This window comes from Niabella hirudinis (assembly GCF_051201075.1).
Taxonomy (GTDB): domain Bacteria; phylum Bacteroidota; class Bacteroidia; order Chitinophagales; family Chitinophagaceae; genus Niabella; species Niabella hirudinis.
Window position 1 is genome coordinate 128,061 of sequence record NZ_JBPEHJ010000001.1, and the last position, 23,717, is coordinate 151,777.

Annotated in this window: 16 protein-coding genes; 10 read left to right on the forward strand and 6 right to left on the reverse strand. The window is 47.6% G+C overall.

Translation table 11 applies throughout. From position 1 onward, the window contains the following. Positions 1-10: 10 nt before the first annotated feature. Entirely contained in the window at positions 11-3,163 is a 3,153-nt protein-coding gene (locus tag GGU45_RS00515; RefSeq protein ID WP_435221016.1) for a SusC/RagA family TonB-linked outer membrane protein, read from the reverse strand. Positions 3,164-3,426: 263 nt separating this feature from the next. Between GGU45_RS00515 and GGU45_RS00520 the strand changes: the two genes are divergently transcribed. Together GGU45_RS00520 and GGU45_RS00525 are read left to right on the forward strand one after the other, a co-directional pair. Next, the gene (locus GGU45_RS00520; RefSeq protein ID WP_435221018.1) at positions 3,427-4,431 is read left to right on the forward strand and encodes a Gfo/Idh/MocA family protein; all 1,005 of its coding nucleotides are present in this window, start codon (positions 3,427-3,429) and stop codon (positions 4,429-4,431) included. 162 nt (positions 4,432-4,593) lie between these two features. After that, positions 4,594-5,343 (forward strand): DeoR/GlpR family DNA-binding transcription regulator, encoded by a 750-nt coding sequence (locus tag GGU45_RS00525; protein WP_435221020.1) that lies wholly within the window; start codon positions 4,594-4,596, stop codon positions 5,341-5,343. A gap of 965 nt (positions 5,344-6,308) precedes the next feature. On the opposite strand, the gene GGU45_RS00530 is transcribed toward GGU45_RS00525, so the two are convergent. The 5 genes from GGU45_RS00530 to GGU45_RS00550 are packed head-to-tail and all read right to left on the reverse strand — an operon-like array spanning position 6,309 to position 12,388. After that, on the reverse strand, positions 6,309-7,652 hold the full coding sequence (locus GGU45_RS00530; protein WP_435221022.1) for a DegT/DnrJ/EryC1/StrS family aminotransferase: 1,344 nt from the start codon (positions 7,650-7,652) through the stop codon (positions 6,309-6,311). A gap of 21 nt (positions 7,653-7,673) precedes the next feature. Next, a complete protein-coding gene (locus GGU45_RS00535; protein WP_435221024.1) occupies positions 7,674-9,017 on the reverse strand; it encodes an L-alanine-DL-glutamate epimerase in 1,344 nt (447 codons plus the stop codon). 55 nt (positions 9,018-9,072) lie between these two features. After that, positions 9,073-10,128: a dihydrodipicolinate synthase family protein gene (locus tag GGU45_RS00540; protein WP_435221026.1), complete on the reverse strand. Its 1,056-nt coding sequence runs from the start codon at positions 10,126-10,128 to the stop codon at positions 9,073-9,075. 12 nt (positions 10,129-10,140) lie between these two features. Beyond that, positions 10,141-11,157: an NAD-dependent epimerase/dehydratase family protein gene (locus GGU45_RS00545; protein WP_435221028.1), complete on the reverse strand. Its 1,017-nt coding sequence runs from the start codon at positions 11,155-11,157 to the stop codon at positions 10,141-10,143. A 4-nt stretch (positions 11,158-11,161) separates the two neighbouring features. Beyond that, entirely contained in the window at positions 11,162-12,388 is a 1,227-nt protein-coding gene (locus GGU45_RS00550) for an Nramp family divalent metal transporter (RefSeq protein WP_435221030.1), read from the reverse strand. A 337-nt stretch (positions 12,389-12,725) separates the two neighbouring features. Here GGU45_RS00550 and GGU45_RS00555 point away from each other — a divergent pair, with 337 nt between their 5' ends. The 8 genes from GGU45_RS00555 (at position 12,726) to GGU45_RS00590 (ending at position 23,679) form a co-directional block, all read left to right on the forward strand. Beyond that, on the forward strand, positions 12,726-14,594 hold the full coding sequence (locus GGU45_RS00555; RefSeq protein ID WP_435221032.1) for a beta-N-acetylhexosaminidase: 1,869 nt from the start codon (positions 12,726-12,728) through the stop codon (positions 14,592-14,594). A 110-nt stretch (positions 14,595-14,704) separates the two neighbouring features. Beyond that, positions 14,705-15,532 carry an N-acetylmuramic acid 6-phosphate etherase gene (locus GGU45_RS00560; protein ID WP_435221034.1) on the forward strand — a complete coding sequence of 276 codons (828 nt, stop codon included), beginning with the start codon at positions 14,705-14,707 and terminating at the stop codon, positions 15,530-15,532. A 10-nt stretch (positions 15,533-15,542) separates the two neighbouring features. After that, positions 15,543-16,802 carry a sugar MFS transporter gene (locus GGU45_RS00565; protein ID WP_435221036.1) on the forward strand — a complete coding sequence of 420 codons (1,260 nt, stop codon included), beginning with the start codon at positions 15,543-15,545 and terminating at the stop codon, positions 16,800-16,802. An 18-nt stretch (positions 16,803-16,820) separates the two neighbouring features. Beyond that, positions 16,821-18,173 carry a DegT/DnrJ/EryC1/StrS family aminotransferase gene (locus GGU45_RS00570; RefSeq protein WP_435221038.1) on the forward strand — a complete coding sequence of 451 codons (1,353 nt, stop codon included), beginning with the start codon at positions 16,821-16,823 and terminating at the stop codon, positions 18,171-18,173. Positions 18,174-18,196: 23 nt separating this feature from the next. Further along, on the forward strand, positions 18,197-19,177 hold the full coding sequence (locus GGU45_RS00575) for an amidohydrolase family protein (RefSeq protein WP_435221040.1): 981 nt from the start codon (positions 18,197-18,199) through the stop codon (positions 19,175-19,177). Positions 19,178-19,198: 21 nt separating this feature from the next. Next, positions 19,199-20,623, forward strand: coding sequence for a neutral/alkaline non-lysosomal ceramidase N-terminal domain-containing protein (locus GGU45_RS00580; RefSeq protein WP_435221042.1), 1,425 nt, complete (start codon positions 19,199-19,201; stop codon positions 20,621-20,623). Positions 20,624-20,815: 192 nt separating this feature from the next. Next, positions 20,816-22,663: a neutral/alkaline non-lysosomal ceramidase N-terminal domain-containing protein gene (locus GGU45_RS00585; protein ID WP_435221044.1), complete on the forward strand. Its 1,848-nt coding sequence runs from the start codon at positions 20,816-20,818 to the stop codon at positions 22,661-22,663. A 14-nt stretch (positions 22,664-22,677) separates the two neighbouring features. Continuing rightward, the gene (locus GGU45_RS00590) at positions 22,678-23,679 is read left to right on the forward strand and encodes a Kelch repeat-containing protein (protein WP_435221046.1); all 1,002 of its coding nucleotides are present in this window, start codon (positions 22,678-22,680) and stop codon (positions 23,677-23,679) included. Positions 23,680-23,717 lie beyond the last annotated feature (38 nt).

Genomic DNA, 23,717 nt, shown 5'->3' on the forward strand with positions numbered 1-23,717 from the left:
AATAAGGTGGTTAAAAAGTGGCTTTCAAACCAAATACAATCGTGCGCACATTGGGGTATGCCGAAAAATCGTAGCCGGGCATGAGTACATTATCTGCTACGGATACTTCGGGATCCAACCCGGAATATTGGGTCCAGGTAAACAGGTTCTGAGCAGAAAGATCCACCGAAAGATTTCTCAGCCAGGCCTTCCTGATCAGCCTGGAAGGAACCGCATAGGAAAGGGACAATGTTTTCAGCCTCAGATACGACCCATCCTCAATGTTCTTTGACGAAAAATAGCCTATAAACCCCTGCCCCCGCGTACGGTAATTTTCATCGGTGGGGTTCTCCGGCGACCAGCGGTTGGCATAGGTGGCGTATTGGTTAATATTGGCAAACCCGTTGCTATTGCCTTCCAGCAAGAGCCGGTTAGCATTGTAAATATTGTTGCCCTGCGACCATTGAAAAAATACGTTCAGCGAAAAGCCTTTATAATTAAAATTGTTGTTGAATCCGCCAATATGAACGGGCTGCCCCCGGCCAATAATAGTCATATCGGCTGCATTAACGGTTCCATCGCCATTCAGATCGCGGAGCTTTATATCGCCCGGCTGCACGGCGTTGCGTGCCGTACCATTGGCGGCAACATCCGGTTTAAGAATATATACACCCGGGGCCGGGTTATTAAAATCCTGATATTGGTAATTGCCATCCCAGATATAACCGATCATCATCCCTACCGGCTTGCCCAGCTCGGAAAGATACAGCGGTTGTCCAAACTGGGAAAGATAGACAGGTACCCTGCTCAACGCCGACTGGCCATAGGCCAGCGATAAAATTTTGTTCTTATTAAAACTGATATTGAAACTACTGGTCCAGTTAAAATCCGTTGTTTTTATATTGGTTGTATTCAGCGTAAACTCCCAGCCGGTATTGCGCAGGCTGCCGATATTTACCTGGGCCGATCCAAAGCCCGAGCTCTGGGGCAGGTCCGTGCTCACCAGCAGGTTGGAGGCCGTACGCCGGTACCAGTCCACCTCCAGTCCCACCCGGTTATCCAGCAGCCCGATTTCGTAACCAATATCCATTTGTTCCGTTTTTTCCCAACGGAGCAGTGGATTACCAAGCGTAGACAAATAGGCCGCGGGTATGGGCGCCTGGTTGTTAAAAGAATATCCCTGCCCCGTATTGTTGAGCGAAAGCTTGGCATAGGCATCAAAATCGCCTACGCGATTATTTCCGTTTTGGCCATAGCTTGCCCTCAGTTTAGCGTTTGTAATAAACGGGAAGGCCTGGCTAAAGAACTTCTCCCGGCTCATATTCCACGCAATAGCGCCCCCTGGAAAATAGCCCCAGGGCTGCAAAAATTTGGAAGATCCATCGGCCCTGAAGTTTACCGTAAGCAGGTATTTTGACCGGAAGTTATAATCGATCCTTGCGGCATAGGATATCATGGTGTTGCGGGTATTATAAATGACAGGGGCTGTAAAACTGCCTCCCGAAGATTCATCAAGCCCATCCATGCGTTTTACTTCATTGGGGAGCTGCGTGCCGGTAAAGGAGGAGTACATGGTTTTATATTGGTTTACTCCAAACAGCAGCATGCCGTTTATAAAGTGATCCTTCCCTATTGTGGTTTTATAATTCAACGTGTTCTCATTAAAAAAACTATTGGAATTATTGTAGCTCATGCTTCCCCATACGCCATTTTTGTTAGACGGATTGAGCGGGCTTCCCTGCGATGTTTTGGAGTTATAGAACTGCTCATTACGTACATTGGACTGCATAAATCCGGCGGCAGCTTTCAAAATAAGATCGGGGGTAATGGCAAAGCTTATAAAGGCATCCGACTGCAGCTGGTTACGTATTGTATGCTGGTATTGATTTTGCAGATCCGTAACCGGGTTGATCCGGAAATCGCTGGTATTAACGGCTTGCTGATCCGCATCTTCATTCAGCAGATCCTCCCCTTCAATAGCCGATACAGGGCGGTACATCCATGCCCGGATCAATGCAGAAGACGTGGCGTTACCTCCCCCATAAATAGAACGTATCTGCTGTCCGTAAACATCGGTTTGCGTAACAGCCATATTAGCACCCGCCTTAAATTTTGCTGAAATGGTCTGGTCTAAAGAGAGCCGTCCGGTATAGCGATCCATCCCCGTGTTAACAATGACTCCTTTTTGATTAAATACGGAACCGGACACTGCGTATTTTGTTTGCTCTGAACCTCCGCGAATGCCCAGGTTATAGTTTTGATACGCCCCGGTGTTTAATACCTCATTTTGCCAGTTGATTCCCTGTACATTCTTGTAATCGTCCAGCGTTTTTCCCAGTGCCGTATAAGCCGGTGTATTAAAGGAGTTGGGGTTCAGTTCCATCTGGTATTTTACGAATTCATAGGGGCTCATTACCGGGATCAGCGGCGGTTTTAACTGGTAGCCCATAGTACCGCCAAGGGTCACTTCCGGCTTTCCCTGTTTGCCCCTCCGCGTTTGGATGAGCACTACACCGTTTGCCCCCCGTGAGCCATAAATGGAGGTAGATGAGGCATCTTTAAGAATAGAAACGGAAGCGATATCATCCATATTCAGCGTATTGGGATCCAGGTCCTCTATTGGAAAACCGTCTACCACATACAGGGGCGTTGTGCTTTGGGTAAGCGAGCCGGCTCCCCGGATCATTATATTCATTCCTCCGCCGGGTTGCCCGTCCGTACTGTTTACCTGCACGCCCGCTACCCTTCCGGCCAGGGCCTGGGCAAAAGAGGGCACGGGCGCCTTTTTCATGTCTTCTACATTGACCGTTCCTACCGAGCCCGTAAGATCCAGCTTACGTACCGATCCATAACCGATTACCACAACCTCGTTCAGGGAAGCATTAACAGATGTAAGCTGCACATCAATTTTTGACCGGCCGGCTATGGCAACAACAACCGGCTCAAAACCCACATGCGAAAAACGCAGGGAGTCTGCAGCACCGCTGCCACTCAATTGATAGAGGCCCTCCGTATTTGTAACGGTTGTCATTGCCTGTTGGCCGGTTGTCTGAACGGTAACCCCCTGCAATGGCCGGTTGTCTGTTTTAGCGCGCACTACACCACTAACCTGCACTTGTGCGGTGCATACACCCGGTATCCAGATACCGGTACAGAAAAGCAGTTTAAAAAGGGAAATACGCATAAATAGATGTTTTTAAAATTTGAAAGCGCACTTTGTGTTTCCTGATGTTATCCGGGGAGCTGCAATGAAAAAATCCGCATGATGCCGTTTTGCATGGTTTTAGCGGTTTAGAGTATATATTACACGCAATATAACGGCAAAAAACGGGTAAAACAATTTTTATTTGCGTTTTATTTGCGGTATTTTTAATTTTTATACGCAAAAAAACCTAAAGTTTTTATTTTTGATGCGGAATCAATTCATTATATATAAATGATATTTATATGAACAGGAAATCAACCAGGAGGACTTTTATTAAAACAACCGGCCTTGCGGGATTGTACGCAACATGGGGCTCCGGCTTTGCACCGCTTTTTAATTCCCAAAAAAACGGGCGCAGGGTGGGCATTATTGGCCTGGATACCTCCCACTCCTCTGAATTTATCAAATCATTAAATAAAGCCCGGCAAACCACCATGTATAACGGGTATTATGTATCGGTTGCCTATCCCTATGGCAGTAAAAAAATTGAAAGCAGTTACAGCCGCATCGGTCAGTATACCAAAGATGCAAAAGAAAACGGGGTTGCCATTGCCGGCTCTATTGACGAGCTGCTGAAAAATTGCGATGTGGTGATGCTGGAAACCAATGATGGCGCCCTGCACCTGGAGCAGGCGGTAAAAGTTTTTAAAAGCGGTAAAAAAGTATTTATCGATAAACCCGTTGCCGCTAACATGAAGGATGTAATCAGCATCTATCAGCAGGCCCAAAAATACCATACGCCTATGTTTTCAGCTTCTTCGCTGCGCTATGTGGAAAAAGCCCAGCAGGTACGGAGCAATGCCTTTGGAAAAGTGCTTGGGGCCAGTACTTTTAGCCCGGCTAAAACCGAACCTACGCATACCGACCTGTTTTGGTATGGTATACATGGTGTAGAACTGCTGTACACCGTAATGGGCACCGGCTGTATCCGTGTAAGTCAGACCTCCACGGCAGATACCGATGTTGTGGTAGGTACCTGGGATGATGGAAGGATCGGCGTTTTTCGTGGTACCCGCAACGGCAAGCACGATTACGGGGGCATTGTGCATGCAGAAAAAGCAACGGTATTTATGGATCAGTATGATGGCTATAACCCGATGTTAAAAGAAATCATCCGGTTCTTTGAAACCGGCACGCCGCCGGTGAGCGCTGCAGAAACACTTGAGATTTACGCGTTTATGGACGCCGCGGCAAAAAGCAGAAAAAACAACGGGCAACCGGTGGCATTGCAAAAGCCTGCATGGTAGCATGCATTATGGGAGTACCCCCAGGGGGATGAGCGCAACGATCTTTTATCTGCTACCGGTCAGGATGTATTTTTCCAATATATAATATATATTTACAATCAAATCAAACCCTTTCCAGAGTAAATTGTTAACATGAAACACGGCTTTCACTAAATCATCACTATGCGTAAAGACGAACGGCAAAAATTTATTTTAAAGGAAATCAATCTGCACAACAAAGTCCTGTGCGCAGACCTGAGTTTGCAGCTAAAAGTATCAGACGACACCATCCGGCGGGATATTACTGAACTGGCCGAAACAGGGAAGGTGGTAAAAGTGCATGGGGGCGCCGTTGGTCCTTCATTTATATCCCCTTTCAGCGGACAAAATGAAGTTTACGCCCTGGAATCCAAAAAAATCATCGCGGAAAAAGCATTAAGGCTTATAAAAAACAACTCGACCGTACTTACCGAAGGGGGTACCACCATACTGGAACTGGCCAAAATGATTCCCAAAAGCATGAAGGCCACGTTCTTTACCATCAGCCCCCAGATAGCTATTACACTTTCTGAGTTTGATAATATCGAAGTGATCACCATCGGCGGAAGGTTGCTGAAAAATGCCAACCTTCATGTTGGATCCGGTATGATCAACCAGCTTTCAGAAATAAAGGCAGACCTGTGTTTGCTGGGAGCCAATGCCTTTTCTGTTGAAGAAGGCTTAACCGATCTTGACTGGGAAGTGGTGCAGGCCAAAAAAGCCCTGATACGCTCTGCTAAAAAAGTGGTGGTGGTTACTATTTCTGAAAAATTAAATACCGTTCAAACCATAAAAATCTGCGACGTAAACCAGGTCAATTACCTGATTACCGAATTAGAGCCCGGCGACCCCAGCCTGATCAAATACCAGGATACCAACCTGCGGTTATTATGATCAATCAAATCTTAACTCGTGCAAACCTCCGGGCCCGTGCTGCGTGGCGGTTTAATCGCTAAGCACGCAAGGAAAAATCATTAAATAGGGTCTGCTGTTTAAGTAAGATCAGGACCATAATTTTCTTGCTTGCAGCTTTTGCTCCCGCCTTGCGCATGCGTGTCAGGTTAAGAACAGGTCTGTTACCATGAAATACAGTACGGGTAAGCCTTTCAGACCCAAAAGATCGCATCTTTTAATGCCAAACAGGCGCAGCGCGCCGTTGACCCTTATAACTATGAGCATCTAAAACTTCCCTTAGCCGCAGCGCGGCGGTAATTTCCTGTGCACCGCTTGTACAAACCGCAATGATTACCGGTGCGCTGCACCTTTATTACCCGTATTGTCGTTTACTAACAGGATCAGCGCTGCGCTGCAGCTTTCAGTGACAAAAGTTAACTTGCCACCCACGCACTTTGCGGAATAAAAGTCTGTGTTCCGATGCATTCTATCGTATGTTACAGGCTCCCCATCGTAGTCTTTATTCGTGATAACCGTTCAATCTAAAGAAATGTGTCCACACGATAGGAGCGATCGGGATTGTTTCGGCATCTAAAGATGATGGTTCGTCAATAGATGCTGAAATATGGAATAGATCCCGGGTCAAGCCCGGGATGACATCTTTGGACCCGGGAGAACGACATCCTGCTGTAAAGCGACTTTTGAGACAGCCCCAAGTTAATGGCGATATGATTATACAAAGTATCTATGTAACGGGAACGGATCAGACAATAAAATCTTAGCGAACATAGCGGAACCCTTGCGACCCCTGCGGTAAAAGCCATTTATGCCCCTATGTTTGCCACTGAAGCCCTGAAACACTGATGGTTTTTGGGAACAGTTTCGTCCGGCAAAAAAACCTCTACAAAGCGGCATATCAAAAATCGGTGCTTTCCTGTATTTGTGGCAAATAGTGAAATAAACACTTATACTGTACCCTTCTTAATAGCTGCGGCGTTCTTTTGAATTTTTTGAATGGCCGAAACAATCATATCCATCGCCTCTTTGTTGGCAAGCAGTACATTTTGCGGCAGCCAAACAGCCTCATGGCAAAGCGTTTCATTTTTAGGGCATTGGTTGTTTTCCTTAAACCGCTCGTAACTCAGCTCGGATGCCGCATACATCTTTTTGTAATTTTTTGTTTCAAAGGTATTGCCCAGGTTCTTGATATCATTTAACGGCATATACCCGCCGGAGCAGGGAATGCCTTCGGCCTGCAAGGCTTTTAGAAATTGGGCCCTGGGGAGGTTGGCAAAGAAGCGTTGATCATACTTAAAGGGGAATAAGTGGTACGCCGCCTGGGTAACGCCGGGGGTTAAAGTGTGCGGCGTAATGCCTTTTATGGTTTTCATTTGTTGCACCAAATAGCGGGCATTCTCGTTTCTGGTGGCTGTTTGCGGCAAAAGCCGCTCCATCTGTACCATTCCAATAGCAGCCTGGTACTCCGTTAACCGCAACTTGCTGCCCGGGCGTGCAGAAGCCGTGCCATAGGGCAATCCCAGGTTATGATAAGAAACACAGCGATCCATAAAAGCCTCGTCATCGCTTACAATGGCCCCGCCCTCACCAATGGGCAGGTTTTTGGAGTTCTGAAAACTAAAACATCCGGCATGGCCAAAAGTACCTACTTTTTTATGATCGATCTCCGCCAGCCAGGCCTGGCAGGCATCTTCAATAACCACCAGGTTATGCTCTTTTGAAATCTGCATAATGGCGCCCATATCTGCGGGCAATCCACAGATATGCACCGGTAAAATAGCCCGGGTGCGGCTGGTGATTTTTTTCTTTATCGCTTCCGGATCAATGAGGAAGGTATCAGGATTTACATCGGCAAATACCGGCATGGCGCCGGCATTGAGTATGGCGGTAAGGGTAGCAATAAAGGTATAGGGCGGCAAAATGACTTCATCCCCGCCACCAATATCGGATTGAGCTACCGCCGTAATTAATGCGTTGGTGCCGTTAACGGTTGCCAGCGCCCGTTTTGCACCAATCAGCGCGGCCCATTTCTTTTCAAACAGCGTTACTTTTTCAGCGCGCGACCATACCCCGCTGCGTAATGCCTCGAGCACCAACGGCTCGTCCGTTTCCCGGTTCCAGATGGGCCATTTAGGCCAGGGAGCGCCAACCAGGGGCCTTCCGCCCAACACTGCGGGTTTTCCGGTTGCATTTAAAACAACAGGCAGTACGGCATCAAAGCTCAGTGTGGCACCCAGCCCAATCACTGCCGATTTCTTAATAAAATTCCTGCGCCCTTTATTATTGTTCATAATCATTTCGGTATTAAAATATTATTTCTTCCTAAACATACTTTCATAGTGTTGCGTACCCATAAATATGCCCCCGCTCCGGCGATAAAAATCATCATCCAGCTCAAACACGCCTTGCTTTACCTGTTGCCAGGGGGCGTGCTGCACCGCATTGTACGTTTTCATTAGTTCCCAGTTCTTATAATTCATGTCGCCATTGGTTTCCATCATCGGCATCCCGATTCCCGGAAACGGATGCAGGCGGGCGGCCAGGTTCTTATGCCAGTCGAGCAACAGGGGGTTTACTGTCAGATCCGCGCAAATACAGGCTGCATGATGCTCATAAGCCACTTTTGCAATTTTAAAGCTTATGCTTAAGGTTTTAGCAATTCCTTTTAGCACGATGGCCTTATATCCCTGCTGAATTCTTTTAACCGCATCGGCTTCCGTATGTACGCTTTCATCGGCGCCTATAATCACGCCCAAATCACTCACATCGTCATTGCTGGATTCCCAAAACGGCTCTTCTATGAGCTTTATCTGCTCAAATGCGCCTATTTTTTTTGCGTGATCCAGGTACTTTAACAGGCTTTCCTTTTTCTGGTAACGGCCATTTGAGTCCAGTGTATAAATCAACCGTCCGTCTTTTGTCTGGGGCGTTCTTAAATCTTTAAGCGTCCGGTGCACCAGGGTAAGCCGGTCGATATCCGACTGCAGCATTTGTTCCTGGTTGCCAGGCATCCCGGTCTTTATTTTGAAAACAAAATAGCCTTCCTCCGCTGCCTTTAAAAGATCCGTTACCGGCATACCATAAGGCACCTGGTACATAACGGCGATCCTGGAGTTATGCGTACTTAGCGGCTTCCGGTAAACCGGGGGAATCATTGTATCAAAATCAGCGCATTTGTTTTCGGATGCATATACCAGCCATGCGGCATTATCAACGCTTACCAATGCATTATAAATAAAGTTAAGGTTCACGTTATTGCTTCCGGTAACAGAAATGGCATACCGGGCCACCTCGGGTAAAATAGTTGTTAAAAGATCAACGGGCGTATCAAAAGGCGTTTGTTTTGCCAGCTGTAAGGCCTTCTCCGACAAGGCATACATCAATGCATTGCCGGCGCTTTCCGAGTGGCCGGCAAAAACATCCGGATCGCCATAGAGTACGCTCTGCGTGGCAAGTCCTACCTGGGGTTTGCCGGTTGCTGTTTGCATCAATGATACGGCCTGCCACAGCTCCGTCAAATAACCGCCCTTAAATCCAAAGGGCCGCACCAGGGGCTGCCTTTCAAAATCAGAAGCAATATGGTCTATTTTTATTTTCATATTTTTCGATGGAGCAGCCAGTCCCGCCAGGGGGGCTATCATTGGCAATAATGACATTGAAACCGTATTTTTTATAAACGATCTTCTTTTCATTGTTCCCCTTTATTAAAAGCTATCCCCTATCATTCTGCAAAAATGCTTTTACAAAATCATCGTCAATCAATTCCGGGTAAGCCCGGGTAACCCGGGTTATTTCATCAGCCTGCCCCGCCGATAAAACTTCATCGGGATTTAAACACCAGATGCCCTTTAGCAGGCCCTGCCTGCGCAGCACTTCATGTATACCGGGAATGCAGCCGTGAAAATGATTGGCGGGGTCAAAAATGGCAGCGTTCATATCCGTAACCGATATATTCTTTGAAAGCCATTCGCCCGCGGTTTCATTGTTTCCGGCCTTATATGCTTTAACAGCGTTCAGTAATGCAGCAGCAGCATGCGTCCATACCGCCCAATGGCCCAATAAGCCCCCGCGGAAATCCTTCTGCACCTGCTTCCCGTTTATTTCAAAATGATAGGTCGTCAGCAGGTCGGCAATAATATTATCATCATTCCCGGTATACAGGGCTATTTCCGCTGCCCGTTCGGAGTGACAAACACCCCTTACGGCATCCAGCGTCTGGTAACGGTTAAAAGCCGCAATTTTGATAGCGTGTACATTGGGTATATCGGCAAACTTTTTCCAAAACGCAAAGCTCAGTACCCGCCCGCCCACCGCAGGTTGCAAATAAAAACCAAATACAGGGATCACATCGGCAACCGCCTTTGTACGTTCGATCAGCTCCTCTTCGGTCAGGTCATTTAAACCGCCCATACTCAACAATCCCAGATGATACCCGTATTTTTTAGCCAGCAGGGCTTCTTTAACCGCCTGGTCTGCGGGTCCGCAGATGCCGGCAATTCTCACAAAATCCTTGTTGCCGCTTTTATCAATTTCATCAGCGGTAGTTTGCAATACGGTTTCTAACAAATTGATATGGGGATCTCTTATTTCAAATTGAGTGGAGTGCACCGCTATCGCTATTCCGCCGGCGCCGCTGGCCAGGTAATAACGGGTTAACCGGCGTTGGGTAGCCTCGTCAAACCTTCTTTCGGCAGTAAGCGCCAAGGGATGCGCAGGAATGGCGATTCCTTCCTGCAAAATTTGTTTTATAGTTACTGGTAAGCTCATAACGGGTATGCATTAAAATTGACCTTGTCGTTCCTGAAAATGCGTGGGCTTGTTTATTTGCTGCCCATCCAGGCGCACCCAGTCGGCCACTAAACGGATCATTTTTTTTAAGCCAACGCGCGGGTATCCAAAAAGCCGGTGCGCCTCGGATGCGTTGCTCAGCAGGGCCGTATTCTGCACCTGCCCGGTAAAAACAGGCGCTTTATCAAACAAGGTTCCAAACTGCGTTGCCAGCCAGGTTAAACTGATGGTTTCCGGGCCGGTAACATTTAAAATTTTTGCCGGTGCGCTGCAATGCAAAAAGCTCCTTAAGGCAATTTCATTGGCATCGCCCTGCCAGATCACATTAACAGCACCTGTGGATATATCAATCGGCTTTTCTTTATACACCGATTTTGCTACTTCCAGTAAAACCCCGTAGCGCAGATCAATGGCATAATTGAGCCGGTAAATCAGTACCGGGGTTCCATGCAGGTTAGAAAAATACTGGAAGATGCGCTCACGTCCTAAACAGGACTGACCATACTCCCCTACCGGATCCGGTTTTGTTTCTTCTGAAAAGCCGCCCTGATCCAGGGTTGAAAAAGGATAAACATTGCCGGTTGAAAAAGCAACGATCCTTGAATTTCTATATTTTTCCGCAACACGCCCGGGCAAATAGGCATTCATGGCCCAGGTAAATGGCTCATTTCCTTTTGTGCCAAATTTCGTTCCTGCCAGGTACATTACATTTTTAACGTCCGGAAGCGCCTGCAGCTGTTCTTCATCCAGCAGGTCGGCCGCAATCACTTCCACGCCCAGGTCCTCCAGTTCCTTGCGGGCAGCCTCATCACTAAACCGTGAAACGGCGATGAGCCGCTTTGATATCCCGGCCTGCTGCAGCGCCCTGCTGGCCAGCTTTATCATACCCGGGCCCATTTTTCCGCCGGCGCCCAAAAAAATAATATCGCCGGTCAGCGCCCGCAGGTCATCCAGTAAAGCGGCCGATGGCTGATACAATTCCTCTTCAATCAATTGCAATTCATTCATATACTTATTTAAAAAATAATTCTTTAATATTAACAACTGCCAGCGTCAGCAGCAGCAGCAGCCCAATGCCGGCAATAATTTTTGTGAGCGGTGTATTTACGTAGCCTCCCATTATTTTTCGATCATTGGAAATGCTGTACATTGCAATACCGATAAAGGGTACCACCAATATGGTAACACTTTGTGCCAGCACAATCAGCTCCAACGGTGCTTTATCAAACTGCAATGCCACAAAGGCGCCAATAATCATTACCAGCGCAATCAATACCCGCACAACATTGGAGCTCAGCTGCCCTTTATAACCCAGTGCATCACCCAACAGTGTGCCTCCCACAGATGCATTACCGATCAGTGAAGAAAAGGACGCGCCAAACAAACCTACCAGAAAAAGATGCGCGGCGTAATCGCCAAACAATGGCGCCAGTGTCTTAGACATATCGGTAGCATTGGTAACCACTACTCCTGCGGGATGTAAAACGGAAGCCGCACAGATCAGCACAATACTGGCCATAATACCCAGGATCAAAATACCCGGCAGACTATCGGAGGGTTTTTGCCGCAAATGGGGCGACAATCGCCGCCGCTCCTGAACCATGTAGGACTGGTACAGCGCACCAACGATGGAAAAGGCCGATGCAAACAAAGCGATCACCAACCCTAAAGAGCCTTCGGGCAAAGCCGGCGCCAATCCCTTCATCATACTGCCGGCCGATGGTTTTGCTAAAAAAAAGGTCACAATAAAAGAACCGAGCATGATCACAATTAAAAGGATCATAATTTTTTCCAGGATTTTATAAAACCCTTTAAAAAATAACAAGGTAATGCCCAGTGCATTCGCCAACAAGACCCATACTTTGGAGCTGATACCCGTTGTTTCTGCCAATGAGATGCCCACCCCGGTTGAATTGCCCGCCTGAAAAGAGGCCGTTACAAAAAAAACCCCGATACCCACCAGTACGGCAACGGGCTTACCCCAGCGTTCTTTTATGAGGGACAAAAAAGACTGATCCGTGGCCAATGCAATCCGGGAGGCCATTCTTGTAAATACCGCCATAAAAAATATAGCCGTTACAACAGCCCAAAGCAGGTCGTAACCATAGCTGGCCCCCAATTTTGAGGTAATGGTCATTTTACTGGGCCCAAAAACCAATGCAGCTGTAATGATTCCCGGTCCCAGCACCTGCAGCAACCGGGCAAATTTTCCACTCTTATCTTTATCAATCGCTCCCATGATGAATAGCTTTGCAATCCTTTTAAATATTGAACGGGCTTAAGCTTACCCCGGGTTCTCCAAATGAGCACCCGTTCTTACAGAAAACCGACCTGGGAGTACTAAACGGACCACCAGCATCCAAAAAAATTTAAGTAAGCACGTTCTTTGAGCAACGAATATAAAAACAATTTGACATTATGAGTATTTTTTGCGTATTTTTATTTTAAAAAACCGCAAGCAAAACGCAAATTGACAATAAATGGCTTTTTGCCGGTCCGTGAAGACTTTTGGCCGGTTCGTGAAGACACGAACCGGGGCGGGCATATAAACAAAAAATATTTAATCCAGAACGGGTATGAACAAATTATTTCCGGTTATCTTTTTAGCTTTCCTTACAGCAAATGCGCAATCACAAACGAGCCGGTTTACGGATGTGATCCCCTATCCCGCTTCTGTAACAGCCCGGCAGGGCAGCTTTTCTGTAAAAAGCAATACCGTTCTTATTTATGATTCCGAAGAAACAAAACGCATTGCGGGGCTTTATGCGGAATTTCTGAAACAGACAAAAGGACTTCATCTGCCGCTCAAAAAAGGCAGTCCGTCTCATAACCGCAATGCCGTTATATTTAATAGCCAATCAGCGCCGTCAGAAGGTTATGAAATGAAGATCGACCCCGAAAATATTGTGCTGAAGGGGAATGGCGCGGGAATGTTTTATGCCCTGCAAAGCCTGATACAGCTATCAAAATTTACCGATGCGGGTACGCCCGGTATTCCCGCAGGAACCATCAGCGATAAACCACGGTTCGGCTACAGGGGCATGCATATAGACGTGGCCCTGCACATGTTCCCCTTTGAGTTTTTAAAGAAGTTTATTGACCTGATGGCGCAATACAAGCTCAATACCTTTCACTGGCATTTAACGGAAGACCAGGGCTGGCGCCTTGAAATAAAAAAATACCCCGGGCTTACCCAGGCCGGTGCCTGGCGCGCTCAAACCCTGCTGGGCAGTGCGCAGGATGAGCCGATGGGCTACGACAGCATTCCCCATGGCGGATTTTACAGCCAGCAACAGGTAAAAGAACTGATCCGGTACGCAGCCGACCGGTACATTACCATTATTCCCGAAATTGAGATGCCGGGGCATTGCATATCGGCGCTGGCAGCCTACCCCGAGCTGGCCTGCGGCGATCATCCCGGCCCGTTTAAAACCATCGAAAGCTGGGGTATTTATGAAGATGTATTCTGCGCCGGCAAGGAATCAACCTTTACCTTTCTGGAAAATGTACTAACCGAAGTAATGGAGCTGTTTCCCTCCAAATACATCCACATTGGCGGCGATGAAGTGCCTAAAACCCGCTGGAAGACCTGTAAATACTGCCAGCAACGTATTAAAGATAATCACCTTAAAGATGAGCATGAGCTGCAAAGCTATTTTATACAGCGCATTGAGAAATTTGTAAACGCGAAGGGCCGCACCATTATTGGCTGGGATGAGATCCTGGAAGGCGGCCTGGCCCCCAATGCCATCGTAATGAGCTGGCGGGGTGAAAAAGGCGGCATTGCAGCAGCACAACAAAATCACCAGGTAATCATGGCGCCCAATGATTATATCTATTTTGACCACTACCAGGCTAAGCCGGAACAGGAGCCGCTGGGGTTTCCGGGTCTTAACCCGCTTAGCAAAGTATACAATTATAACCCTGCCTCTGATGCACTAACAGCCCAACAAAAAAACTACGTGATGGGCGCCGAAGCCTGCGTATGGACGGAGTATATGCCTACTCCGGCAAAAGTGGAATACATGATCCTGCCCAGGATGCTGGCATTTGCAGAAGCCTGCTGGACCCCCATCGCTCAAAAGCAATACAAACCATTTCTGGAAGACCGGCTCCCGCTGCATTTATGGGCGATCGATAAAAAAAACGATACCCACTTCTTTGTGCCCATGGCCATTGGAGCAGAAGACGACCGGGTATTTCAGGGAAAAAGCTTTTCGGTAAGTTTAAAACCCACCGTAAAAGGAGCCCGGATATTTTATACACTGGATAATATGCCCCCCAGGGAAACGGACTACCTGTATGAAAAACCCATTGTTATTAAAGTTCCGGATGGCGAAAAAAGGATACTAAAAACGATTGTGATCACCCCATCCGGCAGGCGCAGTGCCATCAGTAAAACCACGTACATCAATACCCGTCCTTCACCGCTGACAACATATTAAGTTTTATTTGATGAAAAAATCAAAAAATAAACCGAAACATAATATTTGCGTATATTCGCAATTAAAGAACGCACAAAAACCGCACAATTAACCTTACAAAACGATTTTTCATGCAGAATAGAATCACGGAACAACCATCCAGCCACAGGGATCTCGAAAAGAAATCAATTGGGGAACTAACGGAATTAATCAATACAGAGGACAAGACTGTGGCCCCCGCTATTGAAAAAGAGCTTCCCCGCATAAACGCATTAATAGAAATTATTGTGGAAAAAATAAAAGATGGGGGAAGACTATTTTATGTAGGCGCCGGCAGCAGCGGCCGCTTATCGGTTTTAGATGTTATTGAGCTGCCTACAACCTATGGTGTGAGCCCGGACCTCTTCCAGGTGATCCTGGCAGGGGGAGTAGACCGGCTTGTAGAAGCCCGCGAAGAAATGGAAGACGACAAAAATGAAGCCTGGGAAAGGCTTCAGGAAAAGCATATTAATCAAAAAGACATTGTTGTGGGCATATCCGCCAGCGGTACAACCCCCTTTGTTTTGGCAGCGCTTACAAAATGCCGGGCAGAAGGTATTGATACCGGGTGTATTGTAAGTAACCCCGACAGCCCTATTGCCGCCCAGGCCCTTTATCCCATTGAAGTGATCACCGGGCCTGAATTTATAACCGGCAGTACCCGTATGAAATGTGCCACCGCGCACAAAATGATTTTTGACATGATCAGCACTACTACCATGGTGCGGCTGGACCGTATTGTTGACAACCAGATGGTAAACGTAAAACTGATCAACCATAAGATTACCGACAGGGCGGTAAAGATGCTGATGCGGCTGGGTGCCATCAACGATTATGAAGAAGCAAGGGAAATATTGTTCCGGAACGGAAACGTGCAGAATGCACTGAAATCATTAAATTCAAAAAATTATCGCGCATAAAACTTTAACGATGGCATTGGGTGAGCAACAATCGATCAAAAAATCATTGATTATTATCGGCCTTTTATTTTCGGTATTTGGTTTTGTAACCTGGCTGAGCTCCGTATTGATCCCCTATTTAAAACTGGCCTGTGAGCTGAATAATTCACAGGCATACCTTGTAGCTTTTGCACTGTATATTTCCTATTTTGTAATGGCGCTTCCCGGGGGATGGATCCTGAAAAAAACCGGGTTTAAAAAAGGAATATCATTGGGGTTAATGGTTATGGCATTGGGTTCCCTGCTTTTTATCCCTGCGGCATTATCCCGCACCTACCCCCTGTTTTTAACCGGCTTATTTGTTCAGGGCGCGGGGCTTTCTGTTTTACAAACGGCGTCTAACCCCTATGTAACCATACTGGGTCCCCGAAACACAGCAGCCAAACGGATCAGCATCATGGGTATATGCAATGGCGTTGCCGGTATTATTGCACCGATTATTTTGGGCTCGGTTATCTTAAATGACACCGATGCTATCAGTCAGAATATCGGAAAACTGGATCCCGTTGCAAAGGCAGTAGCGCTGAACGAATTGGCGCACCGCGTGGTATTACCTTATATTATAATGGCTATAGTACTGGTTATACTGGCGCTACTGGTTCAATATTCCGGTCTCCCGGAGGTTGAGGAAGAGGAGGAAGCAGCGGAAGACACGGCCCCCGCAGCCAATAAAAATTCTATTTTTCAATTTCCGCATCTCATTATCGGAGCATTTACACTATTTCTTTACGTAGGTGTTGAAGTAATTTCCGGCAATACCATTATCGATTACGGTTCTTACCAGGGCATTCCTATGGTAACCGCAAAATTTTTTACCAGCATGACCTTAACGGCCATGCTCATCGGGTACCTGATTGGCATCATCGCAATGCCCAAATTCCTGTCGCAGGAGAAAGCGCTGCAATATTCGGCACTGACAGGCATCGTTTTTTTGCTCTGCGCCTTGTTTACCACAGGTTACCTCTCGGTATTATTTATTGCATTGCTGGGGCTTGCCAATGCACTTATGTGGCCCGCAATCTGGCCGCTGGCTATTTCAAACCTGGGCCGGTTTACCAAACTCGGTTCCTCTATACTTATTATGAGCATCTGCGGTGGCGCCCTGCTACCACTGGCTTATGGCCATTTTGCAGATGTATCTAACCCGCAAAAGGCTTACTGGATTGTAGCGCCCTGTTATTTAATGATTCTTTATTATTCCCTCCGGGGTTATAAAATACGAACACAATAATTTTGAAAACAACTTGCCATGAATAAAAAGAAATACTCCCGCAGAAAATTTATTTCTGTATTGTCTGCCAGTTCAGCAGCACTTACCCTGCCAACGGTTGTACCGGCGGGTCCGTATATCAAAAGCAGCACCGCAAAGCTGGCTGTCGGCGGCGGAGCGCCCGTAAGAACAAAGCCCTGGCCGCAGTGGCCGGCCATGATTGTTGATGAGCAGATGCTCAACAATATTACCGCTACCACCAAAAGCGGCAACTGGAGCCGGATCAATAACCCGGTTAACGGCACCGTGGCTACTTTTGAAAAAAAATATGCGGCCCTTACAGGGGCAAAATATTGCGTAGGCACGGGCTCCGGAACGCAGGCTCTGGGCGTTTGCGTAGATGCATTAAATATACAGCCTGGGGATGAGGTGATTACCTCCTCTTACACTGATTTTGGCACCATTTCCTCCATACTGGCTGCCAGGGCGCTCCCGATATTTGCCGACCTGGACTATCCCAGCTACCAGATTGATGCGGCGGCCATTGCCCAAAAAATCACCCCCAACACAAAAGCGATCATGCCGGTACATATCATGGGTTCTGCCTGTAATATGGATGCAATCATGGCCGTGGCCAACAAGCACCATATCCCCGTGATTGAAGATGCCTGCCAGGCAAATTTTGCTAAATACAAAGGCCGCCAATTGGGAACTATTGGCCAGCTGGGCTGTTTTAGCTTCCAGGGCAGCAAACAAATAGCCGCCGGCGAAGGCGGCGCTGTTATAGGTAATGATGATGCCTTGATGGATAAAGTATATACCATCCAAAACCACGGCACCAACAGGAAGGGGCAGAACACTACCATTGGCCAAAAATTGCGGATGAATGAATTTGAAGGCAGCATCATCCTGTCGCAGCTGGACAAGGCCGTTGAACGTTTTGAAAAACGGAATGAAAATGCCAACTACCTAAGCAGCAAAATAAAAAATATTCCCGGCCTCACCCCGCAGCTCCAGTATGAAGGCACCAACAGCTCTGGTTACTATCTGTACGCTTTTACATACGATAAAAAGCATTTCAATAATGTGGAGCGCCAGGTGTTCCTGAAGGCATTGAATGCAGAAGGGGTGCCCGCCGGAGGTTATATAAAAGGCATGCAGCACGATTTATGGGCAACCAATATTTTAGAGCTGAGCGGCTATAAAAAAAGTTATACCAACCAGCAGATAAAACTTTTTAAAGACAGCCTTGAATTGCCTTCCTGCGACCGGGTGACAGAAACGGTTGTAGTGATCAGCGCAGGCGCTATTTTGCTGGGCACCAAAGCAGACATGGACGATATTATTCATGCACTGGAAAAAGTATACGCCAACAGGAACAGTCTGGCCTGATCCGTTTAACCCCTACAATTATTATGGCAAAGGAAAAATCATCCAGGAGAAATTTTATAAAACAATCATCTGTATTAAGCGCCGGCCTTTTCACGATGGCTTCTGTAAAAGGTGCGGCATGGCAGCACGCCTTTAAGGCGGAAACGGCAGAAAGGATTATCGACATACATCAGCATACGAACTATGCAGACCGGAGTGATGCGGCACTTCTGGCCCACCAGAAGACCATGGGCGTTAGCTATACCGTACTGCTTCCCTCCGGCCATCCGATGAGCATGGGCTCTACACATTATGGCGTTTCAAACGGCCTGCAGGCAAAAGCAACACCCAATGAAGCCTGTTACCAGCTGGCCCAAAAGTATAAGGGATCCTATTTCTTCGGCGCTAATGAAGTACCCGATGCACCTGGAGCCATCAAAGAGATTGAAAAATATCTGAAACTGGGCGCCTGCGTGATAGGCGAGCTGAAATTCAATATTGATTGCGATTCAAAAGAAATGCAGGCCATTTACAAATTAGCGCAGGACTACAATGTGCCGGTGCTGATTCACTTCCAGTATAAAATGTACAACTGGGGATTTGAACGCCTGCACAACATGCTCCGCAAATACAAAAAAGTAAACTTTATCGGTCATGCACAAACCTGGTGGGCCCATATTGATAAAAACTACAGCAATCAGAATACCCTTTACCCTACCGGAAAAGTTACCCCCGGCGGGTTAACGGATCTGCTCCTTACCCGGTACGACAATGTTTATGGCGATCTTTCCGCCGGATCGGGCCTGGCAGCGCTTAAACGCGATGAAGATTTTACAAGATCTTTTTTAAAACGCCACCAGGATAAACTGATCTACGGCAGCGACTGCTCCGACAGTGAAGGAACGGGAGGCGCCTGCACCGGCTGGCAAGACATAGAAGTTATCAAAAAATTTTCACCTGATAAAACCGCAACGCAAAAGATGTTTTTTGACAATGCCAACCGGGTATTCCGGTTAAAATTATAAACGGACCGGACTTGAATATAAATGACGCTCTATCAAAAAATATTATACGGTTGCATCGTTATACTTTCTGCAGTTCTTTCTTCTTACACCCCAATAAATGATCCCCGCAAAAGTATAGACAAAGGCATTCACCCCGGGGATGATACCGGATGGATGGCCGGAACTGCACGATGCATCATTACCCCTGTTACGGATGTATGGCTTGCCGGTTTTGGCGTAAAGCGTCCTGCCGAAGGCAAATTGCACGATATATGGGTGAAAGTACTGGCACTGAAAACAAAGGCGGGCAAACGCGCCGTTATGGTGACCACTGACCACCAGGGTATGTCGCGGGTCATATATGAAAGCCTGTACAAAAAAATACAACAGCAGTTTCAGCTCAGCCGCTCGGAGTTCATGCTCACCTTTTCACACAATCATTCGGGGCCGCGTCTCCGCTGCGACCTGGAGGATTATTACCCGGCAGATGATCAGCAACAAAAACTGGTGGATGAATATTCAGACCGGATGGAAGAACAGATCATCGGCGCAGTAGATGAAGCGTTAAAAAATCTGCAGCCTGTCCGGATCTATAAGGGAGAAGGGCAATGCACATTTGCCGTTAACCGGCGCGACAATGCTGAAGCAACCGTTCCGGCCATGCTGGCCGAGGGAAAACAGCTTAAAGGTGCAACAGATCATTATGTGCCTGTTTTATCTGTAAAGGATACCAGCGGCAAACTCATGGCGATCCTGTTTGGTTATGCCTGCCACCCCACTACCCTGTATGGCAATCTGTGGTCGGGCGATTACCCGGGCTTTGCACAGATCAATATTGAGCAACATTATCCCGGTGTTACCGCACTGTTTTTTAATACCTGTGGCGGCGACCAGAACCCCCTGCCCCGCGGCACCGTTGCATTGTGCGAAAAATATGGAAAAATGCTGTCGGATGCCGTAACAACTGTGATCGGCGGGCCGATGCAGCCGGTTTCATCCAAACTGCAAACAGCATTTCAATTTGTGACCCTCGATTATGAAACTAGGGTAACAGAAGAAAAACTGCGCCCTATCACCACCGGAACCAATGCTATTCATGCCCGGTGGGGCCGGCGTATGCTGCAACTGATCGACAAAGGGATCCGGTTTCCCGCGGCTTATCCTTATTACCCGGTACAGGCCTGGCAGCTGGGCAAGGAATTATTATTTATTGCAACAGGAGGTGAAACCGTAGTTGATTACTCGCTCCGTTTTAAACGGACATTTGGAGCAGGTGCCACCTGGGTTTTCGGGTATACCAATACCATGGTTGCCTATATTCCTTCGAGGCGGGTTTGGGAAGAAGGCGGATATGAAGGAGGCCCCCATCTGGATGAATATGGCCACCCTGCCTGGAGGTGGGCAGGAAACGTGGAAGACCGCATTAGCAAAGGAGTGCACCAGGTCGTAAAACAGGTACGCAAATGAAAAAAGACGTTGGATACGACCCGGCAAAACGATTAATTCCCGGCGCAGTCCCGCGGACACAGGACCATAGCTGGCTACCCTTCTGAAAGATCAGAACAGAAAAATGTGATACAACGAAACCCGTTAAAAATTGAAATTACTGACTAAAAAAGCTTTTATACAATGATGCCCAATTTATTCAACAACATCCACATGAGGTCTGCATTTATCATTTCATTAACCCCTAAACGCGCTCCGGTACTCTGTATCGCGCTTGCATGGGCAGGCATGTTGATGCCGGGAGCGGCTGCTTTTTCCCAGTTGAAAACCAGCGGCCAGGTAAACATCGAAGCAGGTGCTGCCAGTGCCGACATCACGCCCCGGTTTCCCATTCGTATGGCCGGGTATGCGGCACGGCTCAGCACAGATGCAGACAGTGTGCTTCAACCAATCGCCGCCAAGGCGCTTGCACTGGGTAGTGATGAGCAGCACCCCACCGTAATGATCACCGTAGACCTGGTAGGTATTCCCTGGCGCATTACAAAAAATGTTACCGACTTTTTATCTAAAGAAAAGGGAATTGATCCCGCACAAGTTGCCATTTACGCCTCCCACACACACGGTGGGCCGGAAGTAGGCAACCTGATCAATATCCTGCAATACAGGAACGGGCATTTTACCGACTCCCTCCTGGCACTGAAGCAGCTCATCGAAATTACACGGTACACCGAACAGCTTACACAGAAACTGAAAGATCTGGCGGTAGCCGCATTGAACAACCGCAAACCCTCCCTTGTATCATGGGGACAGGGGCAGGCGCAGTTTGCAAACAACCGGCGCACAAAAGACGGACCTGTAGACCTGGCATTGCCCATCCTGAAAATAACAGATCTCAATGGTGCATTAAAAACCGTTTTCCTGAACTATGCCTGCCACGGCACCACGATGGGTGGTGAGGAGCACAAAATTCATGGCGACTGGATTGCCGAGGCGCACCGCCTAATAGAAGCAAGACATCCCGGAACAACCGCACTGATCGCTTTGGGCTGCGCCGGCGATGCCAACCCAGCGCCGCGCGGAAGCTGGGAAAATGTTCAGCAGCACGGTAAAGAAATTGCTGATAATGTAGACAAGCTGTTGACCGCGCAACTGCAGCCGATCAATACACCGCCCTCCGGCAGCATGAAATGGATCAAATTGCCTTTTTCCAAGGTACCCACAGCAACAGAGTTGATGGAATGGACAAAAGATGAAACAGTGAAAGGATATTATGCCCGCCTTGCTCTTGAAAGGTTGGAACGGGGCGAAGCCATTCCATCTGCAGTTGACTACCCTTTTCAGGTGTGGGACTTTGATCATAAAATGGCAATGGTAAACCTTGCAGGCGAAGTAGTGGTTGATTATTCGCTGAGGCTTAAAGATCTTTATGGTGCAGAGCGGCTTTGGGTAAATGCATACTCCAACGATGTGCCCTCCTATATTGCTTCACGCCGTGTTATTGGTGAAGGCGGTTATGAACCGGAAAGCAGTATGTACTGGTACAATAAGCCGTCCCCTTTTGTACCCGAGGTGGAAGATATCATCGTAAATGCCGTGGGCGGATTAATGCCTGCTTCATTCAAAGACAAGCGCCCCTCTGGTAACCACCAGGAGCTGGTTCAAAAAGAAGCAGACGGGTCCTATCGCTTATCATCATGGCTGGCCGGCACCGAAGGCAACCGCATTAAATATATGCCGGAGTGGAAAGCTTTTGGCTGGTTTGATGCAAAAGACAAAGCCATCTGGAACGTGGACATAGCAAAAGCAGGAAGATACGACGTTTATCTTGACTGGTCCGTTTCCGACGCCAATGCAGGAAAATCATTTGAAGTAGCAGCAGGTAATAAAAAAATAAAAAGCAAGGCCGACAAAACAGGATCATGGTTTACCTATCGCACAAAAAAAGCAGGATCGATACAGCTTCCGCAGGGTAAAACAACCATCGAATTGAAATCGGGTAATGCAACAGAGCAAGGATCCATGTTTGACCTGAGGGAACTAAGACTGGTGCCCGCAAAATAAACAGCACTTATGGCATGAAGAAAATATGCTTCCATATAATGTTCCTCCTGGTTACCGGCAGCCCGGTTCTTTTTGCACAGCATGAAGAGCCGGGCTGGGTGCTGGAACAGCCACATGCCGGCTGGAAACCAAGAGATTCACAAGGGGAGCTGGTATTTAAAAATAAACTTTGGATTCTGGGTGGCTGGTTCAATTCAAATGAAGCCCCACCACGCGACGTATGGAGCAGCACAGATGGCAGGAACTGGCAGCTGGTCACAAAACAGGCACCATGGATACACAGCGATCTTGCCATGTCCGTGGTCTTTAAAAATAAAATGTGGCTGATGGGTGGCTGGTACAATGGCCGTTTGCCCGGTCATTCAGCTGGCAACCAGGTATGGTCGTCAAAAGATGGTGCACAATGGACGCTCGAAACCAAGGATGCCGAATGGTCTCCAAGAGTAGCAGCAGCAATAGTCGTTTTCAAAGGGAAGCTCTGGCTGATGGGAGGAATAGAAAACTATTATTTTGGAGATGATAAGAGTTTAAAAAACGATGTATGGTGCAGCACCGATGGGAAAAACTGGAAACAGGCAACGGCAGCGGCTGGATGGCCGCAACGGGCCTATCACCAGGCAGCGGTATTAAACGGAAAAATATATCTTTTTGGCGGGGGCAACTATGTTCCCGGGTATTTTGCGCTCAATGACGTATGGAGCTCTGAAGACGGCGTGCACTGGACAAAAGTTTGCGCCGCCGCCCCCTGGCATGAGCGTATCTGGTTTTCAAGCGTAGTGTACCGCAACCGGATCTGGGTCCTGGGAGGCTGGTCCGGCAACCCGTATAAGAACTGGCAGGATGCATGGTATTCTGAAGACGGAAAAGAATGGAAACAATATGCGGCACAACCGGTGTGGAAGGAACGTCATGAGCCTTCTGCCTTTGTGTTTAAGGATAAAATATGGATCGCAGGTGGAATGACGCCGCCATTGATCAATGATGTATGGTCGTTGCAATTGCCGGCGGGCTGGTAGCGTTTTTGTTGCTTATTCCCCTTTCAAAACCGGAGAAA

Bases quoted from the DNA above. Each gene is read 5' to 3' on its own strand.
- GGU45_RS00520 (WP_435221018.1), top strand. From the start codon at position 3,427: ATGAACAGGAAATCAACCAGGAGGACTTTTATTAAAACAACCGGCCTT.
- GGU45_RS00545 (WP_435221028.1), bottom strand. From the start codon at position 11,157: ATGAATGAATTGCAATTGATTGAAGAGGAATTGTATCAGCCATCGGCC.
- GGU45_RS00515 (WP_435221016.1), bottom strand. From the start codon at position 3,163: ATGCGTATTTCCCTTTTTAAACTGCTTTTCTGTACCGGTATCTGGATA.
- GGU45_RS00575 (WP_435221040.1), top strand. From the start codon at position 18,197: ATGGCAAAGGAAAAATCATCCAGGAGAAATTTTATAAAACAATCATCT.
- GGU45_RS00590 (WP_435221046.1), top strand. From the start codon at position 22,678: ATGAAGAAAATATGCTTCCATATAATGTTCCTCCTGGTTACCGGCAGC.
- GGU45_RS00550 (WP_435221030.1), bottom strand. From the start codon at position 12,388: ATGGGAGCGATTGATAAAGATAAGAGTGGAAAATTTGCCCGGTTGCTG.
- GGU45_RS00570 (WP_435221038.1), top strand. From the start codon at position 16,821: ATGAATAAAAAGAAATACTCCCGCAGAAAATTTATTTCTGTATTGTCT.
- GGU45_RS00555 (WP_435221032.1), top strand. From the start codon at position 12,726: ATGAACAAATTATTTCCGGTTATCTTTTTAGCTTTCCTTACAGCAAAT.
- GGU45_RS00540 (WP_435221026.1), bottom strand. From the start codon at position 10,128: ATGAGCTTACCAGTAACTATAAAACAAATTTTGCAGGAAGGAATCGCC.
- GGU45_RS00565 (WP_435221036.1), top strand. From the start codon at position 15,543: ATGGCATTGGGTGAGCAACAATCGATCAAAAAATCATTGATTATTATC.
- GGU45_RS00535 (WP_435221024.1), bottom strand. From the start codon at position 9,017: ATGTCATTATTGCCAATGATAGCCCCCCTGGCGGGACTGGCTGCTCCA.
- GGU45_RS00525 (WP_435221020.1), top strand. From the start codon at position 4,594: ATGCGTAAAGACGAACGGCAAAAATTTATTTTAAAGGAAATCAATCTG.
- GGU45_RS00580 (WP_435221042.1), top strand. From the start codon at position 19,199: ATGACGCTCTATCAAAAAATATTATACGGTTGCATCGTTATACTTTCT.
- GGU45_RS00585 (WP_435221044.1), top strand. From the start codon at position 20,816: ATGAGGTCTGCATTTATCATTTCATTAACCCCTAAACGCGCTCCGGTA.
- GGU45_RS00560 (WP_435221034.1), top strand. From the start codon at position 14,705: ATGCAGAATAGAATCACGGAACAACCATCCAGCCACAGGGATCTCGAA.
- GGU45_RS00530 (WP_435221022.1), bottom strand. From the start codon at position 7,652: ATGAACAATAATAAAGGGCGCAGGAATTTTATTAAGAAATCGGCAGTG.